Here is an 18,364-nt window from a genome sequence, read left to right as displayed (position 1 = left end):
TTGACTTCGCCCCCAACTGCCTTGACAACTGTGTGCTCACTCGGCTCGATTGTATGCAGCTGCGTAATACCTGGATACAGCAGGGGCGGGCTCCGGTCAGCCGCGGACGAGACCGGCCGCCTTCCACGCGATCATGACGGTCGGGGCGTTGGTGTTCGCCGAGGTGATGCCGGGCATGACCGACGCGTCGATCACGCGGAGGTTCCGGGTTCCGCGCACGCGCAGCAGCGGATCGACGACGGCGTTCTCGTCCACGCCCATGGCGCAGGTGCCGACGGGATGGAACCAGGTGTTGACGGTCCGCGCCACATAGGCCCGCAGTTCGCGCTCCCCGGTGACGTCGGTGCCCGGCAGGATCTCGGTGCCCGCCCACTCCCGGAGCGCGGGACGGCTCGCCAGGTCCCGCGCGACGTCGATCGCCCGCAGGAGCCCTTCCACGTCCGCGGGGTCGGCCAGGTAGCGCGGGTCGATCAGCGGCGGGGCGCCGGGATCGGCCGACCGCAGCCGCAGGGACCCGCGGCTGCGAGGACGCAGCAGCGACGGATAGAAGGAGAACCCCGGTCGCGGGTCCACCGTGCCGTCGGCCGCCAGCGGGATGTTCAGCGCGCCGAACTGCAGGTCGGGCAGGGCGGCCGCCGGGTCGCTCCGGCAGAACAGCCCGGCCTCGCTGTGCTGGCCGGCGCCGGGCGGGATCGGGCGGCGGGCCGCCCAGGTCAGCGGGACGCCCGGATGGTCGTGCAGGTTGCGGCCGACGCCGGGCAGGTCGATCCGGGGCTCGACGCCCACCGGCCGCAGCTCGTCGGCCGGGCCGATGCCCGACAGCAGCAGCAGCCGCGGCGAGTCGACGGTGCCCGCAGACAGGATCGCCTCGCCGTCGACGCCCGCGGTGCGGACCGCGCCGTCCCGCTCGTACTCGACGGCCGTCACCCGGTCCGTCCGGTCCAGGACCAGGCGCAGGGCGCGGGCACCGGTGCGCACGGTGAGGTTGGGGCGGCCCATGACCGGCCGCAGGAACGCGTCGGCGGCGCTCTGCCGGAGGCCGGCATCCAGGGTGAGCTGGTTCCAGCCGGCGCCGTCGGCGGGCCCGGCGTTGAAGTCGGCGTTGAACGGGTGGTGAGCCTCCAGGGCCGCCTCGACGAACGCCTCCGAATGGGGGTTCGGCCGCTCCGGGAACCGGACCTTCAGCGGGCCGCCCGCACCGCGCCGGCGCGGATCGCCGCCGGGGAAGTCCTCCAGCGCGCGGAACGCCGGGAGGACGCCGTCATAGGCCCATCCCTCGTTGCCGCGGGCCGCCCATCCGTCGTAGTCCGCGGGGTGGCCGCGCAGGTACACCATCGAGTTGATCGCGCTCGACCCGCCGAGCACCCGGCCGCGCGGCCACCGGATCGCGCGGCCGCCGGCCGTCGGCTGCGGCACCGTCCGGTGGTCCCAGTCGACGTCACCGCCCATGTTCTCCGCCCAGCGCGCCGGGTCGCGCAGCTCGGGCCGGTCGGGGTCGCCGCCCGCCTCGAGCAGCAGCACCGACGCCGCCGGGTCGGCGGACAGGCGGTGGGCCAGGACGCACCCGGCGGACCCGGCCCCGATGATCACGTAGTCGTACGACGTCGCCCTCGCCTCCCCGGTCGTGCCCGCGTCCGCCGCGGCGCGGGGGCCCGGCGACCCGCAGGAGCCGCTCGCCGAGATCGTCGCGGGGGCGCCGGCCCCGCCGTGCCGGGCGGGGCCGACCCCTCCGGTCGCGCACCTGATCATGCGGGCCCGCCCCGGTCACGGCGCCGTCCGCGCAGGGCGGCGGTGGACGCCTCGTCGACGCTGTACACGCTTCCGTGCTCGCCGCCGTGCTCGGTGAGCACGACGCCGTAGTCGGTGCGCGCCGCCGCCGGCGAGACGTAGCCCGCCCGGACGTCGGCGAGGACCTGTCCGGCGGGACGATCGAGGGGGTCGCCGAACCCGCCGCCTCCGCCGAGCTCGACGATGTGGCCGTCACCCGATTCGAGGCCCGCCTCGGCGAGCTTCCCGTTGGGGAAGGTCTGGAGCTCGCCGTCCGCGCGCCGGATCCGGACGCGGTTCGGTGCGCCGTCGCCGGCGCCGTGCAGGCCCCACGGCGCGCAGACCGTCCGTTCGATCCAGGTGTCCACCCTGGCCGCGGTGTGCAGGCGGACGTGCAGCCGGGTGCCCAGGCCGCCGCGGTGCCGCCCGGCTCCGCCGGAGTCGGGGACCAGCGCGTACTCCTCGACGGTGACCATGGGGTACTTCGTCTCGACGACCTCGACCGGGGCGTTGTGGGTGTCGCCGTCGTTGACGCACATCGTGGCGCTCTGGCCGTCGGCGTGCGCGGTCGCGCCCCAGCCGCCGCCCTGCGGCCCGCCGTAGAACTGGAAGAACCGGCCGGTGGCCTCGTCGACGCCGTAGGTGTGCGACATGCCCAGGTCGGCGTGGTGGCCCGCGATGACCTCCTCGGGCAGCACCCCGGCCATCGCCCGGAACACGCAGTCGATGACCGTCATCGGGTAGGTCATCCACAGCCGCATGGCGGCGGGTTTCTGCGCGCTGACCACGGTTCCCGGCGGCAGGACGACCCGCAGCGGCCGCAGCGAGCCGTGGTCGATCGGGTACTCGCGGGGGGAGGTCAGGCATTTGAAGGCCACCTGCGCGGCCGACCGGCCCGCGGTGGCGCCGGAGTTGAAGTAGCCCGCGACCTGCGGACTCATCCCGCTCAGGTCGATGGTCATCGTGTCCTCGCGGACGACGACCCGCACCTTGACCGGGACGCGGCGGCCGACGTGCACGGCATCGTCGTCCATGAACGCCTCGGCGCTGTACTCCCCGTCCGGGATCCGCCGCACCGCCTGGCGGCTCAGCTCCTCGCCGCGGTCGAACAGGTTGGTGATACCGGCCTTGACGACGTCCGCGCCGTAGCGTTCGAGCATGGCGCGCATCCGGGTCTCGCCGGTGCGGATCGCCGCGATCTGCGCCCGGAAGTCGCCCATGGCCAGGTCCGGGAACCGGACGTTCATCGCGATCAGCCGGGTCAGCTCGTCGTCCTGGACCCCCTCCTTGAAGATCTTCACGATCGGGACCTGGAGCCCCTCGGAGTAGATGTCGGTCGTGGTGCCGCCGAGCACGCCGCCGACGTCGATCCAGTGCGCCATCGAGGCCGCGAACGCGACCAGCTCGCCCTCGTGGAAGATCGGCAGGGTGAAGATCATGTGGTTGAGGTGGCTGCCCATGATGTAGGCGTCGTTGGTGAGCAGGATGTCGCCGGGCCTGATCCCGTCCCGCCCGTAGAACTCCAGCTTCGCCTTGATGGCGTCCGACAGCCCGCCCACGAACATCGGCAGGCCCAGGCCGACCGAGATCGTGTCGCCGTGCGCGTCGAACAGCCCGACGGTGAAGTCCTGCGCCTCGTAGATGATGATGTTGTAGGCGGTGCGCATCAGGTTCGTCTTCATCTCGTCGGTGACGGCGACGAAGCCGGCCCGGATGATCTCGGCGGTGATCGGGTCGATCGCGCGGGCGGGGCCCGCGGCCGGCTCGGGCGGGGGTGTCGCGGGCGCGTTCACGGTCGGGCTCCGATCTCCAGCAGCAGGTTTCCGTATCCGTCGACCTCGGCGCTGTCACCGGGCCGCAGCATCGTGGTGGTGGTCGGCTCCTCGACGACGGCCGGGCCGCAGATCCGGTTGCCCGCCAGGAGCGCCGAGCGCTCGTACACCGGGGTGCGCACCGGGCCGTCGCCGGGCGCGAAGACGACGTCGCGGTCGCCGCGCGCGGCCGCGTCCGGCGACGCCGTCCCGGCGCCGATCTTCACCAGGTCCGGCTTGTTCAGCCGGCCTACCGCGGAGACGCGCAGGCTGACGATCTGGGCCGGTTCCTCCGGCGCGCTGTGGCTGTACCGCTGTTCGTGGGCGGCGTCGAAGGCCCGTTTGAGCACGTCGGCGCCCTCGGCTCCGGGCGGGACGGGCGGCACCGGGACGGTGACGGTGTGCTCCTGGCCGACGTAGCGCATGTCCGCCGCGCGCACGAACGCCAGCTCGGTGAAGTCGATCGCGCCGTCCGCCAGGCCCTGCCCGCACTCCCGCTCCAGGGCGCCGAACGCCGCGTCGATCTCCTCGCCGGTCAGCTCTCGCAGGTCGCGCACGCCGGTCTGCACGATGTCGCGGCGCGCGTCGGCCATCAGCATGCCCAGGGCGGCGAACACCGCCGGTGCCGGCGGGACGACGACGCGGCGCACGGCCAGCTCCCGCGCCACCAGCGACACGTGCAGCGGCCCGTTGCCGCCGTAGGCGAACAGCGCGAAGTCGCGCGGGTCCAGGCCGCGTTCGGTCGTCACCGCCCGGACGGAGTTGGCCATCGCGGCGGCGCCGATGGCGATGATCCCGGCCGCGGTCTGGACGGCGTCCATGCCGAGGCGGTCGGCGAGCCGCCCGACGGCGGCGCGGGCGCGCCCGGCGTCGATCGCCAGCCCCCCGGCGAGCTCACCGTGCGGGGAGAGGTGCCCCAGGACGGCGGCGGCGTCGGTGATCGTCGGTTCGGTCCCGCCGCGGCCGTAGCAGGCGGGACCGGGCGCGGCGCCGGCGCTGCGCGGCCCCACGCGCATCCCCCCGGCCTCGTCCAGCCAGGCGACGCTGCCGCCGCCGGTGCCCACCTCGACGATGTCGAGGCAGGGGATCCGGATCGGCAGCCCGGTCCCGTACCCGCCGAGGACGTAGTCGCTGGTCATGGGGAAGGTCCGGTCGCGGATGACCGCGGACTTCGCGGTGGTGCCGCCCATGTCGAACGCGATCGCCTCACCGAGACCGAGCGCCTCGCACAGCGCGATCGTCCCGACGACGCCGCCGGCCGGGCCGGACTCCAGCATCTGCACGCACTGGGCGGACGCGGTCGCCACGTCCGACACGCCGCCGCTGGACTGCATGATCGTCGGTACCGCGGCCCCGCCGCCGTCCGCCAGCCGCCGCTCCAGGCGTCCGAGGTAGTCGCTGACCAGGGGCCCGACGAAGGCGTTCGCCACCACCGTCGACGTCCGCTCGAACTCCCGGTACTCGCGGCTGATCCGGTGCGACAGCGTGATGTGGCGGCCGGGCAGCTCCTCGGCGAGGATCTGCCCGATCCGGACCTCGTGGACCGGGTCGCGGTACGCGTGCAGCAGCGCGACGGCCACCGCCTCCACCTCCAGCGCGGCCAGCCGGCGCGCGATCGCGCGCGTCGCCGCCTCGTCGAGCGGACGGGCGACGCCGCCGTCCGCCCGCAGCCGCTCGGGCACCTCGAAGATCATTTCCCGGGGGATCAGCGGCGTGTGCTTGGTGAAGGCGAGGTTGAAGGCGTCCGGCCGGTTGATCCGGCCGATCTCGTAGACGTCCCGGAAGCCCTCGGTGGTCAGCAGCGCGGTACGCGCGCCCTTGCGCTCGATCAGCGCGTTGACCACGACGGTGCTGCCGTGGATCAGGAACCCGAGGTCCGCCGGCGGGACGCCCGCGGCTGCCAGCCCGTCGAGCACCCCCTCGATGAGGTCGTGCGGAGTGCTGAGCGCTTTGCCCAGCGTGATCCGGCCCTTGCCGGTGTCGTAGGCGACGACGTCGGTGAACGTTCCGCCGATGTCGACGGCGGTCCTGATCGGCATGTCTCTCCTCGCTGTGGTCGTGCCGGGGGCCGGGGCCGGCCGGGGGCCGGCTACCCGCATCGGTGGGTGGCCAGGAAGTCCCGCAGGAACAGCCGCCAGCGCTCGTCCGCGGCCCGGCGCGCCCGCTCCTGCGCCTGCGGTGACGGCCCGTCGACGGCGGCGACGACGCGCAGGTCCATCCCGCGCAGATGCACGTCCGGCGGTGGTGGGTCGAGCACGACGACCCGCCCGGCGGCCTCGAGTTCGGCCAGCCCGCCGGCGGCCCGCGCGCGATCCCACCCGTCCGTCCGCGCGCCGTCCCCGCCGGGGCGGCGCACGCGGGCGAGCAGTTCGGGGGCCGGGAGCGCCCGCCCGCCGGTCCGCCGGAGCACCGCGAGGATCGCTTCGGCCGCTCCGGCCGCCTCGCCCGCCTCGCCCGTCCCGGTCATCCCCTGCTCCGCGCGACCGCGTGCCTGCGCAGGAGGACGCGCTCGAGGAGGTCGAGGACGGCGAACACCGCGACGCCGAGCACGGCCAGGCAGATGACGCACGCGAACAGCAGCGGGACGTTCTGGTTGCCGCTGGCCGAGATCGTCAGGTACCCCAGGCCCGCCCCTCCGACGATGAACTCCCCGACGACGACGCCGATCACCGCGAGCGTGCTGGCGACCTTGAGGCCCGCCAGCACGCTGGGCAGCGCGGTCGGCAGCCGCACCAGGCGGAACAGCCGCCAGCGGGACGCGCCCATCGACCGGCCGAGCCGGACCAGGTCCGGATCGATGGACGACAGCCCCAGCGCGGTGTTGACGATCACCGGGAAGATCGCGACGGAGACCGCGATCACCACGTTCGTCGTCAGGCCGAAGCCGAACCACACGATGAACAGCGGCCCGAGCGCGATCTTGGGCACCGCCTGGCTCATCACCAGCAGCGGGTAGGCGAGGCGCTCGACGGCCCGGGAGAACGCGATGGGCACCGCCAGCGCGATCCCGGCCACCGCCGAGATGGCGAATCCCAGCAGGATCTCCCCCAGGGTGACCAGGCCCTCGCTGAGCAGGGGCTCGCGGTACTCCGCCATCGCGGACAGCACCTGCCGGGGCGACGGCAGCAGGTAGTCCGGCGTGCCCGCGACGACGATGATTCCCTGCCAGACCCCGACGACCAGCAGCACCGCGACGGCGTACCAGAAGGCGGCCGAGCGCCGGACCGCGCGCGCCGCCCCGCGCAGCGCGCCGCCGGAGGCGGTGCCGGGCCGGGCGCGGGCCCGGCCGCCCCGCTCTCGCCCGTCCGCACGCTCGCGCGCGCCTTCGCTCTCCCGCGCGCCCTCGACGATCTCACTCATCGTGCGCCCCTCCCAGATCGCCGTGGTCGGCCAGGACCTTGCGCAGCCGTCCGGTGTAGGAGACGAATCGCGGGTCCTCGCGCGCGGCGTTCCGGCGCGGCCGCGGGAGATCGACGCGCACGTCCGCGACGATGCGGCCGGGCCGCCGCGACATCACCACCACCCGGTCGCCGAGGAAGACCGCCTCGTCGATGCTGTGCGTCACGAAGACCACCGAGGTGCCGGCCCGCACGGTCAGCCCGCTCAGCTCGACGTTCAGGTTCTCGCGGGTCAGCGCGTCGAGGGCGCCGAACGGCTCGTCCATCAGCAGCAGCGCGGGGTCGTGCACCAGGGCCCGGCAGATCGCCACGCGCTGCCGCATGCCGCCGGACAGTTCGTGGGGGTACCGGTGGGCGAACTGCGCCATGCCCACGAGCGCCAGCAGTTCCCGCGCCCGTTCCCGGTGCGCCTTGGCGGGCAGCCCGCGCATCGCGTACTGCATGAGGATGTTGCTCTCGCAGTCGCGCCAGTCCAGCAGCAGGTCGCGCTGGAACATCACCCCGGCGTCCAGGACGGGCGCGGTGACCGGGCGGTCGCCGAGGACGACCCGGCCCGACGACGGGGCCTCCAGCCCCGCCATGATCGCCATGAGGGTGCTCTTGCCGCAGCCGCTCGGCCCCAGGACGCTCAGGAACTCTCCCGGTTCGACGGTCAGGTCCACTCCGGCCAGCGCGGTGACCGGCCCGCCGGAGGCGGCGAAGACCTTGCCGACGCCCTCGGCGCGCAGGGTGCCCGCGCGCGGCGCGCGTACCGGCGCGTCGTCCGCTGCGTCGTCCGGTGCGTGGACGGCGCGGGCCTCAGCAGGTTCCGGCGACATCGCCGCCTCCCTCGGACGAGTCGAACAGCCGGTTGTCGAAGAAGCGGGTCCCCTCGGTGGCGCCCTCCAGCCCGGCGAAGCGCCGGAGCGCCTCGGCGGTCGCCGTCCAGTCCCCGGTGACGTTCGCCCCGTACGGCTCGCCGTTCTGCGAGGGCGCGCACATGAAGTCCAGGGTGGAGCGCAGGGTGGCCAGCGCCCGTTCCCGGTGCAGCGTGGGATGTTCGGCCAGCAGCGCGTCCAGGGCCGCCTCCGGATCCTTCTTCGCCTCCTGGAACCCGCGGAGGGTGGCCCGGACGAATCCGCGCACCATCTCCGGCCTGGACGCCAGCGTGTCCGGCTTGGCGACGAGCACGTAGTCCGGCGGGTTGAGGCCCACGTCGGATTGCATGAGGACCGTGGACGGCCGCGCGCCCACCAGCGACGTGAAGTGCCGGGCGGTGTACATCGCGTCCACCTTGCCGCTCAGGTAGGTGGTGACCAGCGCGTTGGCGTCGGCGACGACGGGCCTGACGTCCGTCTTCGCCAGCCCCGCGGCCGACAGCGCCGCGTACATGACCGGTTCGACGGCCGCGGAGACCACGATGGTGCGGCCCTTCAGGTTCTTGATCGACGCGATTCCCGAGGACTCCGGCACGAAGAACCCGAAGCTGCTGCGGCCCAGCGGCGTCGCCACGGCGGTGACGGGCTGCCCGCGGGAGACCGAGAGCATGACGTTGGTCGCCGCCGCCATGCCGAACTGGGCTCCGCCGCCGCTCACGTCGTTGATCGTCTGGCTCGAGCCCTTGCTGTCCCGGATCCGGAGATCGATGCCCTCCGCCTCGTAGTGGCCGAGCTTGCGGGCGTAGTAGTAGGGGGCGTCCGCGCCGCTCGTCACGAACGGGCCCCGGTAGGTGATCTCGGTGAGCGGCTCACCGGCGGAGTTCGTGCCGCTCGCGCCGGCGCATCCCGTCCCGACGGCGAGCATCCCGGCGAGCGCGAGCCCGGCGCGCACGGTGCGTCCGGTCGCGATGCGCCTGCTCGTGATGCGCCTGCTCGTGATGCGCCTGCTCGTGATGCGCCTGCTCGTGATTCGCCCGCTCGTGCTTCGCCCGCTCGTGCTTCGCCTGGTCACGATGACGTTCATGGGCCGCCTTCCTTCTGGAGGCTACGTCTGCACACACCCAATCTGGCTACAGATCTCCCGGAGTTGTATCCAATCTGGCAGCGTTAGCGTACGTTTGCTGTGCTGGGATGTACAGGGACCGGCGCTTCCCGGACACGGAAATCCTCGGCACCGCAGCCGGCCCAAGGAAGGACCACGCGTGCGACTGACCACGATCAGGCGGGCGGACGGCACCGCGGCGGGTCGCGTCGACGGCGACCGCATCACCGTCCTGCCCCACGCCGACCTCGGAGCCCTCCTCGCCGAACCCGGCTGGCGGGAACGGGCGCGAACCGCGACCGGCGACACCCTGCCGCTCGCGACGGCCGACTTCGCCCCGCTCGTCCCCCGGCCCGAGAAGGTGATCTGCGTCGGGATCAACTACCGCGACCACATCGCGGAGGTCGGCGCCGAGGCGCCGGAGCATCCCACGCTGTTCGCCAAGTACGCCCGCAGCCTCATCGGCGCCCGCGACGACCTCGTCCTGCCCGGCAACTCCGGAGCCGTGGACTGGGAGGCCGAGCTGGGTGTCGTCATCGGGAGCACGGCCCGGCACCTGGACCGGGACGCCGCCCTGGAGGCGGTCGCCGGCTACACGATCGTGAACGACGTCAGCATGCGCGACTGGCAGCTGCGCACCTCGCAGTTCCTCCAGGGCAAGACGTTCGAGGCGTCCACCCCGGTCGGGCCCTTCCTGGTCACCCCCGACGAGGTCGGCCACGCGGGTGCGCTCGGCATCAGCTGCCTGGTGGACGGGGAGGTCGTGCAGCGGTCGGTCACCAGCGAGCTGGTCTTCTCCGTGGCGGAGATCGTTTCCTACGTCAGCTCGTTCATCACCCTCGTCCCCGGCGACCTGATCGCGACCGGGACCCCCGGTGGGATCGGCGCGACGCGCGAGCCCCCGCGCTTCCTGGCGCCCGGCCAGACGCTCACCACCCGCATCGACGGGCTGGGCGAGCAGGCCAACCGGTGCCTCGCCCCGCTCCCCGCCGGCGCCGAGGCGCGGCGGTGAGCGGGGACGCGGCCCGCGGGGGGCGGGCCCGATTCGCGCTCGGGGGGCGGGCATGCAGCTGATCGAGTTCTTCGACCGCGGCGTGCTCGTGAACCCCGGCGGGACGGCGTTCGTCCGGCCCGACGGCGGCGGAGCGATCACCTACGCCGAGGCCGACGACGTCACGCACCGGGTGGCCGCGGCGCTGCGCCGCGAGGGCCTGGGGCCGGCCGATCCCGTGGCCGTCCTCGGCGCCAACACACCGGGCCTCTTCCCGTGCGTGCTCGGCGTCCTGCGGGCCGGCTGCGCCTGGGTCGCGCTGAACGCGCGGTCGACGCCGCAGGACCTGGCCGCCCTGCTGAACCTGGTCGGCGCCCGCGCGCTGCTGTTCGACGCCGACCTGGCCGAGACCGCCGCGCACCTGCGCGCGTCCGTCCCGGCCATCGAGCACGCGGTCGTGCTCAACGGCTCCGCCGGGGACACGCCGACCCTGGACGGCTGGGCGGCCGCGCCCGGAACCCGCGTGCCGCTGCCCGCGCTGGATCCGGAGGCCGTCGCGGGCTACTTCGGCACGGGCGGGACCACGGGACGGCCCAAGGCGGTCGAGGTCCCCCACCGGGCCTTCGAGACCATGATCACCGCCTTCCACGCCCACCTGCCCGAACGCCGTCCGGTGCACCTCATCGCGGCGCCGATGACGCACGCGGCCGGGACCATGGCGTTCCCGGTACTGCAGCTGGGCGGCACCAACATCGTCCACGCGGGGGTGGCGCCCGGGGAGATCCTGGAGTCGATCGAGCGGAACCGGGTCACCCGGCTCTTCCTCCCGCCGACGGCCCTGTACGGGCTGCTCGCCCATCCCGACGTGCGCCGCCGCGACACCTCGAGCCTGCGCTACCTCCTCTACGGCGCCGCGCCGATGTCGGTCGAGAAGCTGAAGGAGGCCATGCGGGTCTTCGGCCCCGTCATGGCGCAGTTCTACGGCCAGACCGAACTGCCGATGCTGTGCACCTTCCTCGGTCCCGAGGAGCACGCCGAGGCGCTCGCCGACCCCGCCCTGACCCACCGGCTCGCCAGCTGCGGGACCCCGTCGGTGGTGGCCGGCGTCGAGATCCTGGACCCGGACGGAGCGCCGTGCCCGCGCGGCGAGCGCGGGGAGATCGTCGTCCGCAGCTCGCTGCGCATGAACGGCTACCACGACGACCCCGAGCAGACCGCCGCCGTCCGCCTGGACGGCGGCCGGATCGCCACCGGCGACATCGGCTACATGGACGGCGACGGGTACGTCTACATCGTCGACCGCTCGCGCGATCTGATCATCTCCGGCGGGTTCAACGTCTTCCCCAGCGAGGTCGAGCAGGCCCTCTGGAGCCATCCGGCGGTCGGCGACTGCGCCGTCATCGGCCTGCCCGACGACAAGTGGGGCGAGCGCGTCACGGCCGTGGTCGAGCTCAAGCCCGGGGCGACGGTCGAGGCGGCCGAACTCATCGAGACGTGCCGGGCCGCACTCGGCGGCGTCAAGGCCCCCAAGCAGATCATCTTCCGCGACCTGCCCAGATCGGCCGTGGGCAAGGTCCTCAAGCGCGAACTGCGCCGGCAGTTCTGGCGGGAACGGGACCGCGAGGTCTAGGTCGCCCGGACCGCCCCGGCGGGGACGGGCCCCCGGCCCGTCCCCGCCGGCGAGCACGGTCGTCAGGCGGTCGGGTGCACCGTCGCGCGGAGGTCGGTGTAGGAGTCGAGCGCGTAGGCGCCGCCGCTGCGCCCGATGCCGCTCGCCTTGGTGCCGCCGAAGGGGAGGTCTCCCCGCCGGGCGCAGGTGTTGATGCCGACCTGCGCGGCGGCGAGCCGGCCGGCCACGCGGCGCGCCGCCTCCAGGTCGCGCGAGTAGACCTGGTCGGTCAGCCCGTAGCGCGTGGAGTTGGCGATGGCGACCGCCTCGTCGTCCGAGGACGACGGAGTGACGCAGACGACCGGGCCGAACGCCTCCTCCTGCATGACCGTCGCCTCCGGGCCGGCGCCCGTCACGAGGGCGGCGGGGTGGAAGTAGCCGCGATCCGGGACGTTCGCCGCGGTGTGCACCGTCCCGCCCTCGGCGCGGGCGGCGGCCACCAGCGCGGCGACGCGGTCGCGCTGGACCGCGCTGATCAGCGGGACGGTGGTCGTCGCGGGGTCCCGGGGGTCGCCGTGCACGAGGCCGCCCAGCGCGGTGCGCAGCCGCGCGACGAGCTCGTCGTGCACTGAGGCGTCGGCGATGACGCGGGAGGGCGTCACGCAGATCTGCCCGGAGTGGACCGTCCACGCCCGTGTCGCGGCGGCGACGGCGGCGTCGAGGTCCGCGTCGGCGCGGACGACCAGCGCGCCCTTGCCGCCGAGTTCGAGCAGGAGCCGCTTCATGCCGGGCGCCGCCGACCGGTAGATCTCGGTGCCGACCGCCGTGCTGCCCGTGAAGCTGATCGCCCCGACCTCGGGGTGGTCGACCAGCGCGGCGCCGGGCTCGGCGCCCGCGCCGGTCACCAGGTTGACCGTCCCCGCCGGGGCGCCCTCCGCGCGCAGGGCCTCGGCGAGCGCCTCGGCGAGCGCGACGACGAGCAGCGGGTCCTGCGGGGCCGGCTTCATGACCACGGTGTTGCCGGCGAACAGGGCGGGCGCGACCTTCCCGACCATCGCGAGCAGCGGGAAGTTGTAGGGGCTGATGCAGGCGACCACGCCGACCGGCATGCGCGTGACGGTCCCCGCGAGGCCCGCCGCCTCGGGCTCCGCCCGGACCGTGAGCAGGTCGGCGGACCGGGTGGACCAGTGCCGCAGCCGGGCCAGCGCCGCGTCGACCTGGGTCTGCTCGGCGACGGCCCGGCGGGCGCCGGTGTCGGCGACGGCCAGGTCGACGAGCTCGGCGCGCCGGCCCTCGAGGAGTTCGCCCGCACGGCCGAGCACCCGGCGGCGGACCTCGACCGGGGTCGCCGCCCAGGCGTCGCGCGCCTGCGCGGCGGCGGCCGCGGCGGCATCGGCCGCGGTGCGGCCGCCGTCGGCGACCGCGGCGATGACCCGCTCGGTGTAGGGGTCGGTGACGTCGTAGGTCGTGGCGCCGGTCAGCGCCTCACCGGCGATCAGGTGGTGCGTGGTCGCGGTCACGAGGTGCTCCCGAAGCGGAGGAAGCCGCGGTCGATGCGGCCGTCGCGGAGGTCGTCGACGAGCCGCGCCGCGCCCTCCAGGGGGACGACCGCCGACACGAGCGGGGTGAGGTCGAGTTCGCCGCGAAGGACGCGCCCGGCGAGGTCGGGCAGCTTCCGGTGCGGGTCGACCGAGCCCATGCGGCAGCCGAGCAGGGACTTGTCGTGGAACAGGTCGCGGACCACCAGGTCGAGGGCCGCACCGGTGGGCGGCAGCCCGAGCACGACGGCCCGTCCGCCCCACGCGAGGGACGTGATCGCGGCGCCGAGGAGCCCGGTGTGCCCGACGCACTCGAACGCGGCGTCCACGCCGCCGGGCACCAGCTCCCGCACGGCGGGGGCGATTCCCGACGGGTCGTCCGGGACGAGGAAGTCGGTCGCTCCGCACGTGCGGGCGATCCGCTCCTTCGCCGGGTTGCGGTCGACGACCACGATGCGCTCCGCGCCGGCCGCCCGGGCGGCCAGGACCGTGTTCAGGCCGATCCCGCCGGCGCCGGTCACGAGCACGGACTCGCCGGCCCGGAGCCGGGCGCGGTCCTCCACGGCGCCGAACGCGGTGACCGTGGCGCAGCCGAGCATGGCGGCGACCGGGTCGGGGACCTCGGCGGGCATCGCGATGACCTGCTCCCGGGACACCACGATCCGCTCGGCGAAGGCGCCGAGCTTGACGAACTGGTGCACGACCTCGCCGTCGCGGGAGAACGGGGCCGCGACGGGCCGTCCGGACGCGGGGCAGACGGTCGGCCGGCCGTCGCGGCAGTGCCGGCACTCGCCGCAGCTGCGCAGGACGGTGAGCACGACCCGCTGCCCCGCGGGCATGCCGGCGCCGGGCCCCGCCGCGGTGACCGTCCCGACGGCCTCGTGGCCGAGGACGACCGGGGTGGGCTGGGGGATGCGGCCCTCCATCGGGCTGAGGTCGCTGTGGCACAGGCCCGCCATGGTGATGTCGACGGCGACCTCGCCCGGGCCCGGCGGGCGGACCTCGATGGTCGAGTCGACGTGGAGATCTGTACCGTCCCAGACCAGTGCGCGCACGGGCACCTTCCTCGCGGTGTTTCTATTCATTCCAATTCGATTTTGCTGAATAGAATCTACCTGGTCGCCGGTCGGCGCGACAAGGACTCCCCTGTCTACGCGAGCATCGCCCCGATCCGGTCGATCTGGGGCAGGGCGTCCTCGAAGAGCAGCGACAGGTAGATGCCGTCGACGTGCGCCGAGAGCTCCTCCAGCCGGGCCCGGCAGCCGTCCGCGCGCCCCACGACGGCGAAGCGGTCGAGGAGGTAGTCCTCGATGTCGGGACGGTCCGCGAACATCGTCGCGTTCGAGGTCGTCCCGGAGCGGCCGTGCGAGCCGTAGTCGTAGGTCGCGTAGCGCTCGGCTAGCACATCGGCGTACTCCGCGGGCACGTTCTTGCCCTCGAAGGTTGACGCGAAGGCGAAGTGCGACGCGCTCACCGCGCGCGGGACGAGCCGTCGCCGCAGGTCGCGCACTTCGGCGTCGTCGCGTCCGATGGCGATCCGCACCGAGGCCCAGACCTCGGGCGCGGCGGCGCCGGGGGCGCGGGCGGCGAGGGCGCGCTCGCGGATCGTGCGGAGCGCGACGGGGTCCCCGCCGACGCCGGCGATGACGCCGCCGGCCACGCGCCCGGCGACGCGCGCGGTCGCGGGACCGCTGGCCGCGACGAGCAGGAAGGGGTCGGCACCGGCGGCCCGCGCGGAGTCCGCCACCCGGCGCCCGAAGCGCTCGAGGCCGTCCAGGGACGCGGGCCGGAGGCCGAAGGTGCGGACGGCCGAGTCGCCCCGGCCGTACCCCAGGCGGAACCGCCCGGGATGGTCGGTGGTCAGGGCCCGCACGGCGCTCGCGTGCACCGACCAGTGCCGGGTCACCGGGTTGGTCACGCTGGTGCTGACGACCAGCGAGGACGTCGCGCCGAGCGCGTCGGTGCAGGCGGCGTAGAGCTCTCCGTAGTTGGGGGAGTCGCCGATCCCGATGCCCCACAGGCCGGCCGCCTCGCACCGGGCGGCCACCTTCCGGGTCAGGTCGGGGGAGAGCGGGAGCCAGTTGGCGCACAGGCGCATCGTCGTTCCTCCTCGTCGGGGCCGGTGACCCTTGACATAGCCTCGGATCACACACATGATTCATACCAGGATAATTTGATTTCACTCAATCGAATTGATTCGTGGTCGTGACGATGCTGGGAGGGGCCCCATGACTGAGGCCGTGCGCTCCGAGTCGCCCCCGGCGGGCGACGCGGCGCCGATCGCTGACAAGATCCGCATCGAGGGGGTGTCCTACCGCTACCGCCGCCGCGGCAAGGAGGACGTCGTCGCCCTCGAGGACGTCGACCTGACGGTCGGGCGCGGCGAGTTCCTCTCGGTCGCCGGGCCGTCGGGGTGCGGGAAGTCGACGCTGCTGCGGGTGCTCGCCGGGTTGCAGAAGCCCACGGACGGAGTCGTCCGGATCAACCGCGAGCACCGGGACCGGCCGCTCGTCGCCCCGGTGTTCCAGGAGTACTCGATCTTCCCCTGGCGCACGGTCGAGGCGAACGTGCGCCTGGGCCTGGACGCCGCCGGGGTGGACCGCGCCGAGGCGCGCCGCCGCGCGCAGGAGTGGATCGAGCGGGTCGGCCTCGCCGGGTTCGAGAAGTCGCTGCCGGGCAACCTGTCCGGCGGCATGAAGCAGCGCGTCGCCCTGGCCCGCGCGTTCGTCGTCGAGCCCGAGATCCTGCTGATGGACGAGCCGTTCGCGGCGCTCGACGCGCAGCTGCGCAAGGTGCTCCAGGAGGAGCTCCTCGCCATCGTCCGGGAGCACTCCTACACGGTCTTCTTCGTCACCCACAACCTCGACGAGGCGATCCTCCTGTCCGACCGGATCGCCCTGATGTCGGCCCGTCCGGGACGGATGCGCCGCGTCGTCGACGTCCCGTTCGCCCGCCCGAGGTCGGCGGAGCTGCGCAAGGACCCGGAATTCGCCCGGCTCGAGCAGGACCTCTGGGCCGACCTCAAGGGCGACGTCGAGACGATCGAGGAGGCCGTCCGATGACCGTGCAGATGGACCGGAGCGTCTCCCGGAACGGGGGCGACTGGGTCGAGCGCCGGCCCGACCCCAAGCAGCGGTCGGCGGAGTACCAGGCGCGGCGCGACGGCGTCCTGCGGCTCCTGCTCGGTCTCGTGCTCCCGGTCGGCGTGCTCGTCGCCTGGGAGATCTCGGCCCGCTCCGGCTGGATCGACGCCCGGTTCTTCAGCCAGCCGACCGCGGTGGCGGCGAAGGCGCGGGAGGACCTGGCGAGCGGGCTGCTCTGGTCCGAGCTCAAGATCACCATCTTCCGGCTGCTGACCGGCTACGTCATCGGGTCGCTGGCCGGGATCCTCATCGGCCTCCTGATGAGCCAGGTGAAGGTGCTGCGCTGGATGCTCGAGCCGCTGATCCGCGCGCTCTACGTCATCCCGAAGCTGGCGCTGCTGCCGCTGTTCCTGCTCCTCTTCGGGCTCGGCGAGGTGCCGAAGCTCGTCTTCATCTCCCTTGGCACGTTCTACATCGTCGCCTTCACGACGCTGTCGGCCGCGATGATGATCCCCACCGCGTTCCACGAGGTCTCGCGGTCCTACGGGCTGTCGCCCGGCCAGCGGTTCCGCTGGATGATCGTCCCGGCGATCACGCCGCAGATCGTCTCCAGCCTCAAGCTCGCCTCGGGCATCTCCATGCTGCTGGTCATCGCCGTCGAGTTCGTCAACGCCCACGAGGGACTCGGCTACTACACCTGGCACGCCTGGCAGATCTTCGTCCCCGACCGGATGTACGTCGGCGTCGTCACCATCTCGATCGTCGGCGTCCTGTTCGGCGGGCTGGTCGGGCTGCTCGGCTCCCGCGTGGCGCGCTGGGCGGACAGCGAGTACGCCCAGAGCCGCTGACCCGGCGCCCTGGCGACGCCTCCCCGGCGGCGCCTCCTTGGCGGCGCCGCCCCGCAACGTACCTCCCATCCATCGCGCAGGACCCGCCCGCGTTCGACGACGAGCGCCGGGCGGGGCCCGCGCTCCCCGCAGACGGGAAAGCAGCACAGCGCATGACCACAGCATTCGAACCGCAGCCGGCCGACGTGTCGGAGCTGCGGGAGATCGCCCGCCAGGTCGCGGAGAAGCGGTACGCGCCCCACGTCGAGCAGTGGGACCGCGACCGGACCGTCATCACCCATGACGAGCGCCGCTACCTGGGATCCCTCGGCTGGCTGGGCATCGCCCTCCCCGAGGAGTACGGCGGGGCCGGCGGGACGTTCGCCGAAGCCCTGACCGTGGTCGAGGAGCTGGCGAAGGTATGGCCGCCGGCGGCCTTCCAGGTCTTCGAGGCCAACGTCGGACCGGCGCAGCACCTGGTGCGGCTCGGCACCGAGGAGCAGAAGCGCCGGTTCCTGCCCGGAGTGATCAGCGGCGACAACGCGATGGCCATCGGCATCTCCGAGCCGGACGCCGGATCGGCCGCCACCGACATGGTCACCCGCGCGGAGATCAGGGGCGACACCGTCGTGGTGCGCGGCCTGAAGCGCTGGATCTCCAACGGCGGCGACGCGGACCGCTACCTCGTCTACTGCCGGATGGGCGACCTGCCGGGCGCCAGGGGCATCGGAGCCGTGATCGTCGAGGCCGACCGCGCGGGCGTCTCGTTCGGGGCCCGCGAACGGCTGATGGGCTTCCGGGGCCTGCCGTCCGCGGACGTGATCCTCGACGACGTGGAGGTCCCGGTCGAGAACATCGTCGCCCGCCCGCCCGACGGCTTCCGCGACCTCTTCTCGGTGTTCTCCATCGAACGGCTGGGGAACACCACGATGAGCCTCGCGCTGGGGCAGGCCGCGCTGGACAAGACCATCGCCTACGTCCAGGAGCGCGAGCAGTTCGGCCGGCCCATCGCCGAGTTCCAGGCGGTCCAGGTCACCCTCGCGGACATGCTCCTGGACGTCGAGTCGGTGCGGATGCTCCGCGACCGCGCGGTGGCCGGGCTGGACGCCGGGGCCCCGAGCACCCTGCACGTCTCGCTCGCCAAGTGTGCCGCCAACGAGATGGCGAAGCGGGTCACCGACATGGCGATGATGCTGCACGGCGCGAACGGCTACACCGAGGAGTACGGCCTGGAGCGGATGCACCGGGACGCCCACGGCTGGGCGCTCGCCGGCGGCACCCCCAACATCCAGCGCACCCGCATCGCCGCCGAGCTGCTCGGACGCTCCTTCGACCAGCGGCCGGCGCGCCGGGCCCCCGGCACCGGACGGGAGGCCTGAGC

15 protein-coding genes are annotated in these 18,364 nt (G+C 73.7%); 5 read left to right on the top strand and 10 right to left on the bottom strand.

What is annotated here, in order from left to right; genetic code table 11:
• Positions 1-96 precede the first annotated feature (96 nt).
• From F7P10_RS09575 to F7P10_RS09545, 7 genes are read right to left on the bottom strand one after another with little or no spacing between them, the layout of a single operon-like run.
• Positions 97-1,749, bottom strand: a complete 1,653-nt coding sequence (locus tag F7P10_RS09575; protein ID WP_176611377.1) for a GMC family oxidoreductase — start codon at positions 1,747-1,749, stop codon at positions 97-99.
• On the bottom strand, positions 1,746-3,560 hold the full coding sequence (locus F7P10_RS09570) for a hydantoinase B/oxoprolinase family protein (RefSeq protein WP_218040443.1): 1,815 nt from the start codon (positions 3,558-3,560) through the stop codon (positions 1,746-1,748). Before F7P10_RS09570 ends, F7P10_RS09575 begins: the two co-directional genes overlap by 4 nt.
• Positions 3,557-5,617 carry a hydantoinase/oxoprolinase family protein gene (locus tag F7P10_RS09565; protein ID WP_151009020.1) on the bottom strand — a complete coding sequence of 687 codons (2,061 nt, stop codon included), beginning with the start codon at positions 5,615-5,617 and terminating at the stop codon, positions 3,557-3,559. Before F7P10_RS09565 ends, F7P10_RS09570 begins: the two co-directional genes overlap by 4 nt.
• Before the next feature lie 50 nt (positions 5,618-5,667).
• Positions 5,668-6,045, bottom strand: a complete 378-nt coding sequence (locus F7P10_RS09560) for a hypothetical protein (protein WP_151009019.1) — start codon at positions 6,043-6,045, stop codon at positions 5,668-5,670.
• Positions 6,042-6,938, bottom strand: a complete 897-nt coding sequence (locus tag F7P10_RS09555; RefSeq protein ID WP_151009018.1) for an ABC transporter permease — start codon at positions 6,936-6,938, stop codon at positions 6,042-6,044. The genes F7P10_RS09560 and F7P10_RS09555 overlap by 4 nt, the downstream gene beginning before the upstream one ends.
• Positions 6,931-7,794: an ABC transporter ATP-binding protein gene (locus tag F7P10_RS09550; RefSeq protein WP_151009017.1), complete on the bottom strand. Its 864-nt coding sequence runs from the start codon at positions 7,792-7,794 to the stop codon at positions 6,931-6,933. Before F7P10_RS09550 ends, F7P10_RS09555 begins: the two co-directional genes overlap by 8 nt.
• Positions 7,775-8,917, bottom strand: a complete 1,143-nt coding sequence (locus F7P10_RS09545; RefSeq protein WP_151009016.1) for an ABC transporter substrate-binding protein — start codon at positions 8,915-8,917, stop codon at positions 7,775-7,777. Before F7P10_RS09545 ends, F7P10_RS09550 begins: the two co-directional genes overlap by 20 nt.
• Positions 8,918-9,095: 178 nt before the next feature.
• On the opposite strand from F7P10_RS09545, the gene F7P10_RS09540 reads away from it, so the two are divergent.
• Together F7P10_RS09540 and F7P10_RS09535 are read left to right on the top strand one after the other, a co-directional pair.
• Positions 9,096-9,947 carry a fumarylacetoacetate hydrolase family protein gene (locus F7P10_RS09540; RefSeq protein WP_151009015.1) on the top strand — a complete coding sequence of 284 codons (852 nt, stop codon included), beginning with the start codon at positions 9,096-9,098 and terminating at the stop codon, positions 9,945-9,947.
• A gap of 52 nt (positions 9,948-9,999) precedes the next feature.
• Entirely contained in the window at positions 10,000-11,556 is a 1,557-nt protein-coding gene (locus tag F7P10_RS09535; RefSeq protein ID WP_151009014.1) for an AMP-binding protein, read from the top strand.
• A gap of 62 nt (positions 11,557-11,618) precedes the next feature.
• On the opposite strand, the gene F7P10_RS09530 is transcribed toward F7P10_RS09535, so the two are convergent.
• The 3 genes from F7P10_RS09530 to F7P10_RS09520 all read right to left on the bottom strand — a co-directional run bounded on the left by F7P10_RS09530 (position 11,619) and on the right by F7P10_RS09520 (position 15,171).
• The gene (locus F7P10_RS09530) at positions 11,619-13,055 is read right to left on the bottom strand and encodes an aldehyde dehydrogenase (protein WP_151009013.1); all 1,437 of its coding nucleotides are present in this window, start codon (positions 13,053-13,055) and stop codon (positions 11,619-11,621) included.
• Positions 13,052-14,128 carry an alcohol dehydrogenase catalytic domain-containing protein gene (locus tag F7P10_RS09525; protein WP_151009012.1) on the bottom strand — a complete coding sequence of 359 codons (1,077 nt, stop codon included), beginning with the start codon at positions 14,126-14,128 and terminating at the stop codon, positions 13,052-13,054. Before F7P10_RS09525 ends, F7P10_RS09530 begins: the two co-directional genes overlap by 4 nt.
• Before the next feature lie 95 nt (positions 14,129-14,223).
• Entirely contained in the window at positions 14,224-15,171 is a 948-nt protein-coding gene (locus F7P10_RS09520; protein WP_176611376.1) for an LLM class flavin-dependent oxidoreductase, read from the bottom strand.
• Between the two features lie 130 nt (positions 15,172-15,301).
• On the opposite strand from F7P10_RS09520, the gene F7P10_RS09515 reads away from it, so the two are divergent.
• From F7P10_RS09515 to F7P10_RS09505, 3 genes are all read left to right on the top strand, one after another.
• Entirely contained in the window at positions 15,302-16,135 is an 834-nt protein-coding gene (locus F7P10_RS09515) for an ABC transporter ATP-binding protein (RefSeq protein WP_151009010.1), read from the top strand.
• Positions 16,132-17,004 carry an ABC transporter permease gene (locus tag F7P10_RS09510; RefSeq protein WP_151009009.1) on the top strand — a complete coding sequence of 291 codons (873 nt, stop codon included), beginning with the start codon at positions 16,132-16,134 and terminating at the stop codon, positions 17,002-17,004. Before F7P10_RS09515 ends, F7P10_RS09510 begins: the two co-directional genes overlap by 4 nt.
• 152 nt (positions 17,005-17,156) lie before the next feature.
• Positions 17,157-18,362 carry an acyl-CoA dehydrogenase family protein gene (locus F7P10_RS09505; protein ID WP_151009008.1) on the top strand — a complete coding sequence of 402 codons (1,206 nt, stop codon included), beginning with the start codon at positions 17,157-17,159 and terminating at the stop codon, positions 18,360-18,362.
• The last annotated feature ends 2 nt before the right edge of the window (positions 18,363-18,364 follow it).

The sequence above is a fragment of the Actinomadura sp. WMMB 499 genome (genome assembly GCF_008824145.1).
Classification (GTDB): domain Bacteria; phylum Actinomycetota; class Actinomycetes; order Streptosporangiales; family Streptosporangiaceae; genus Spirillospora.
The sequence above is the reverse complement of the archived record's forward strand: the minus strand, read 5'-3'. Positions and strand labels throughout refer to the sequence as shown.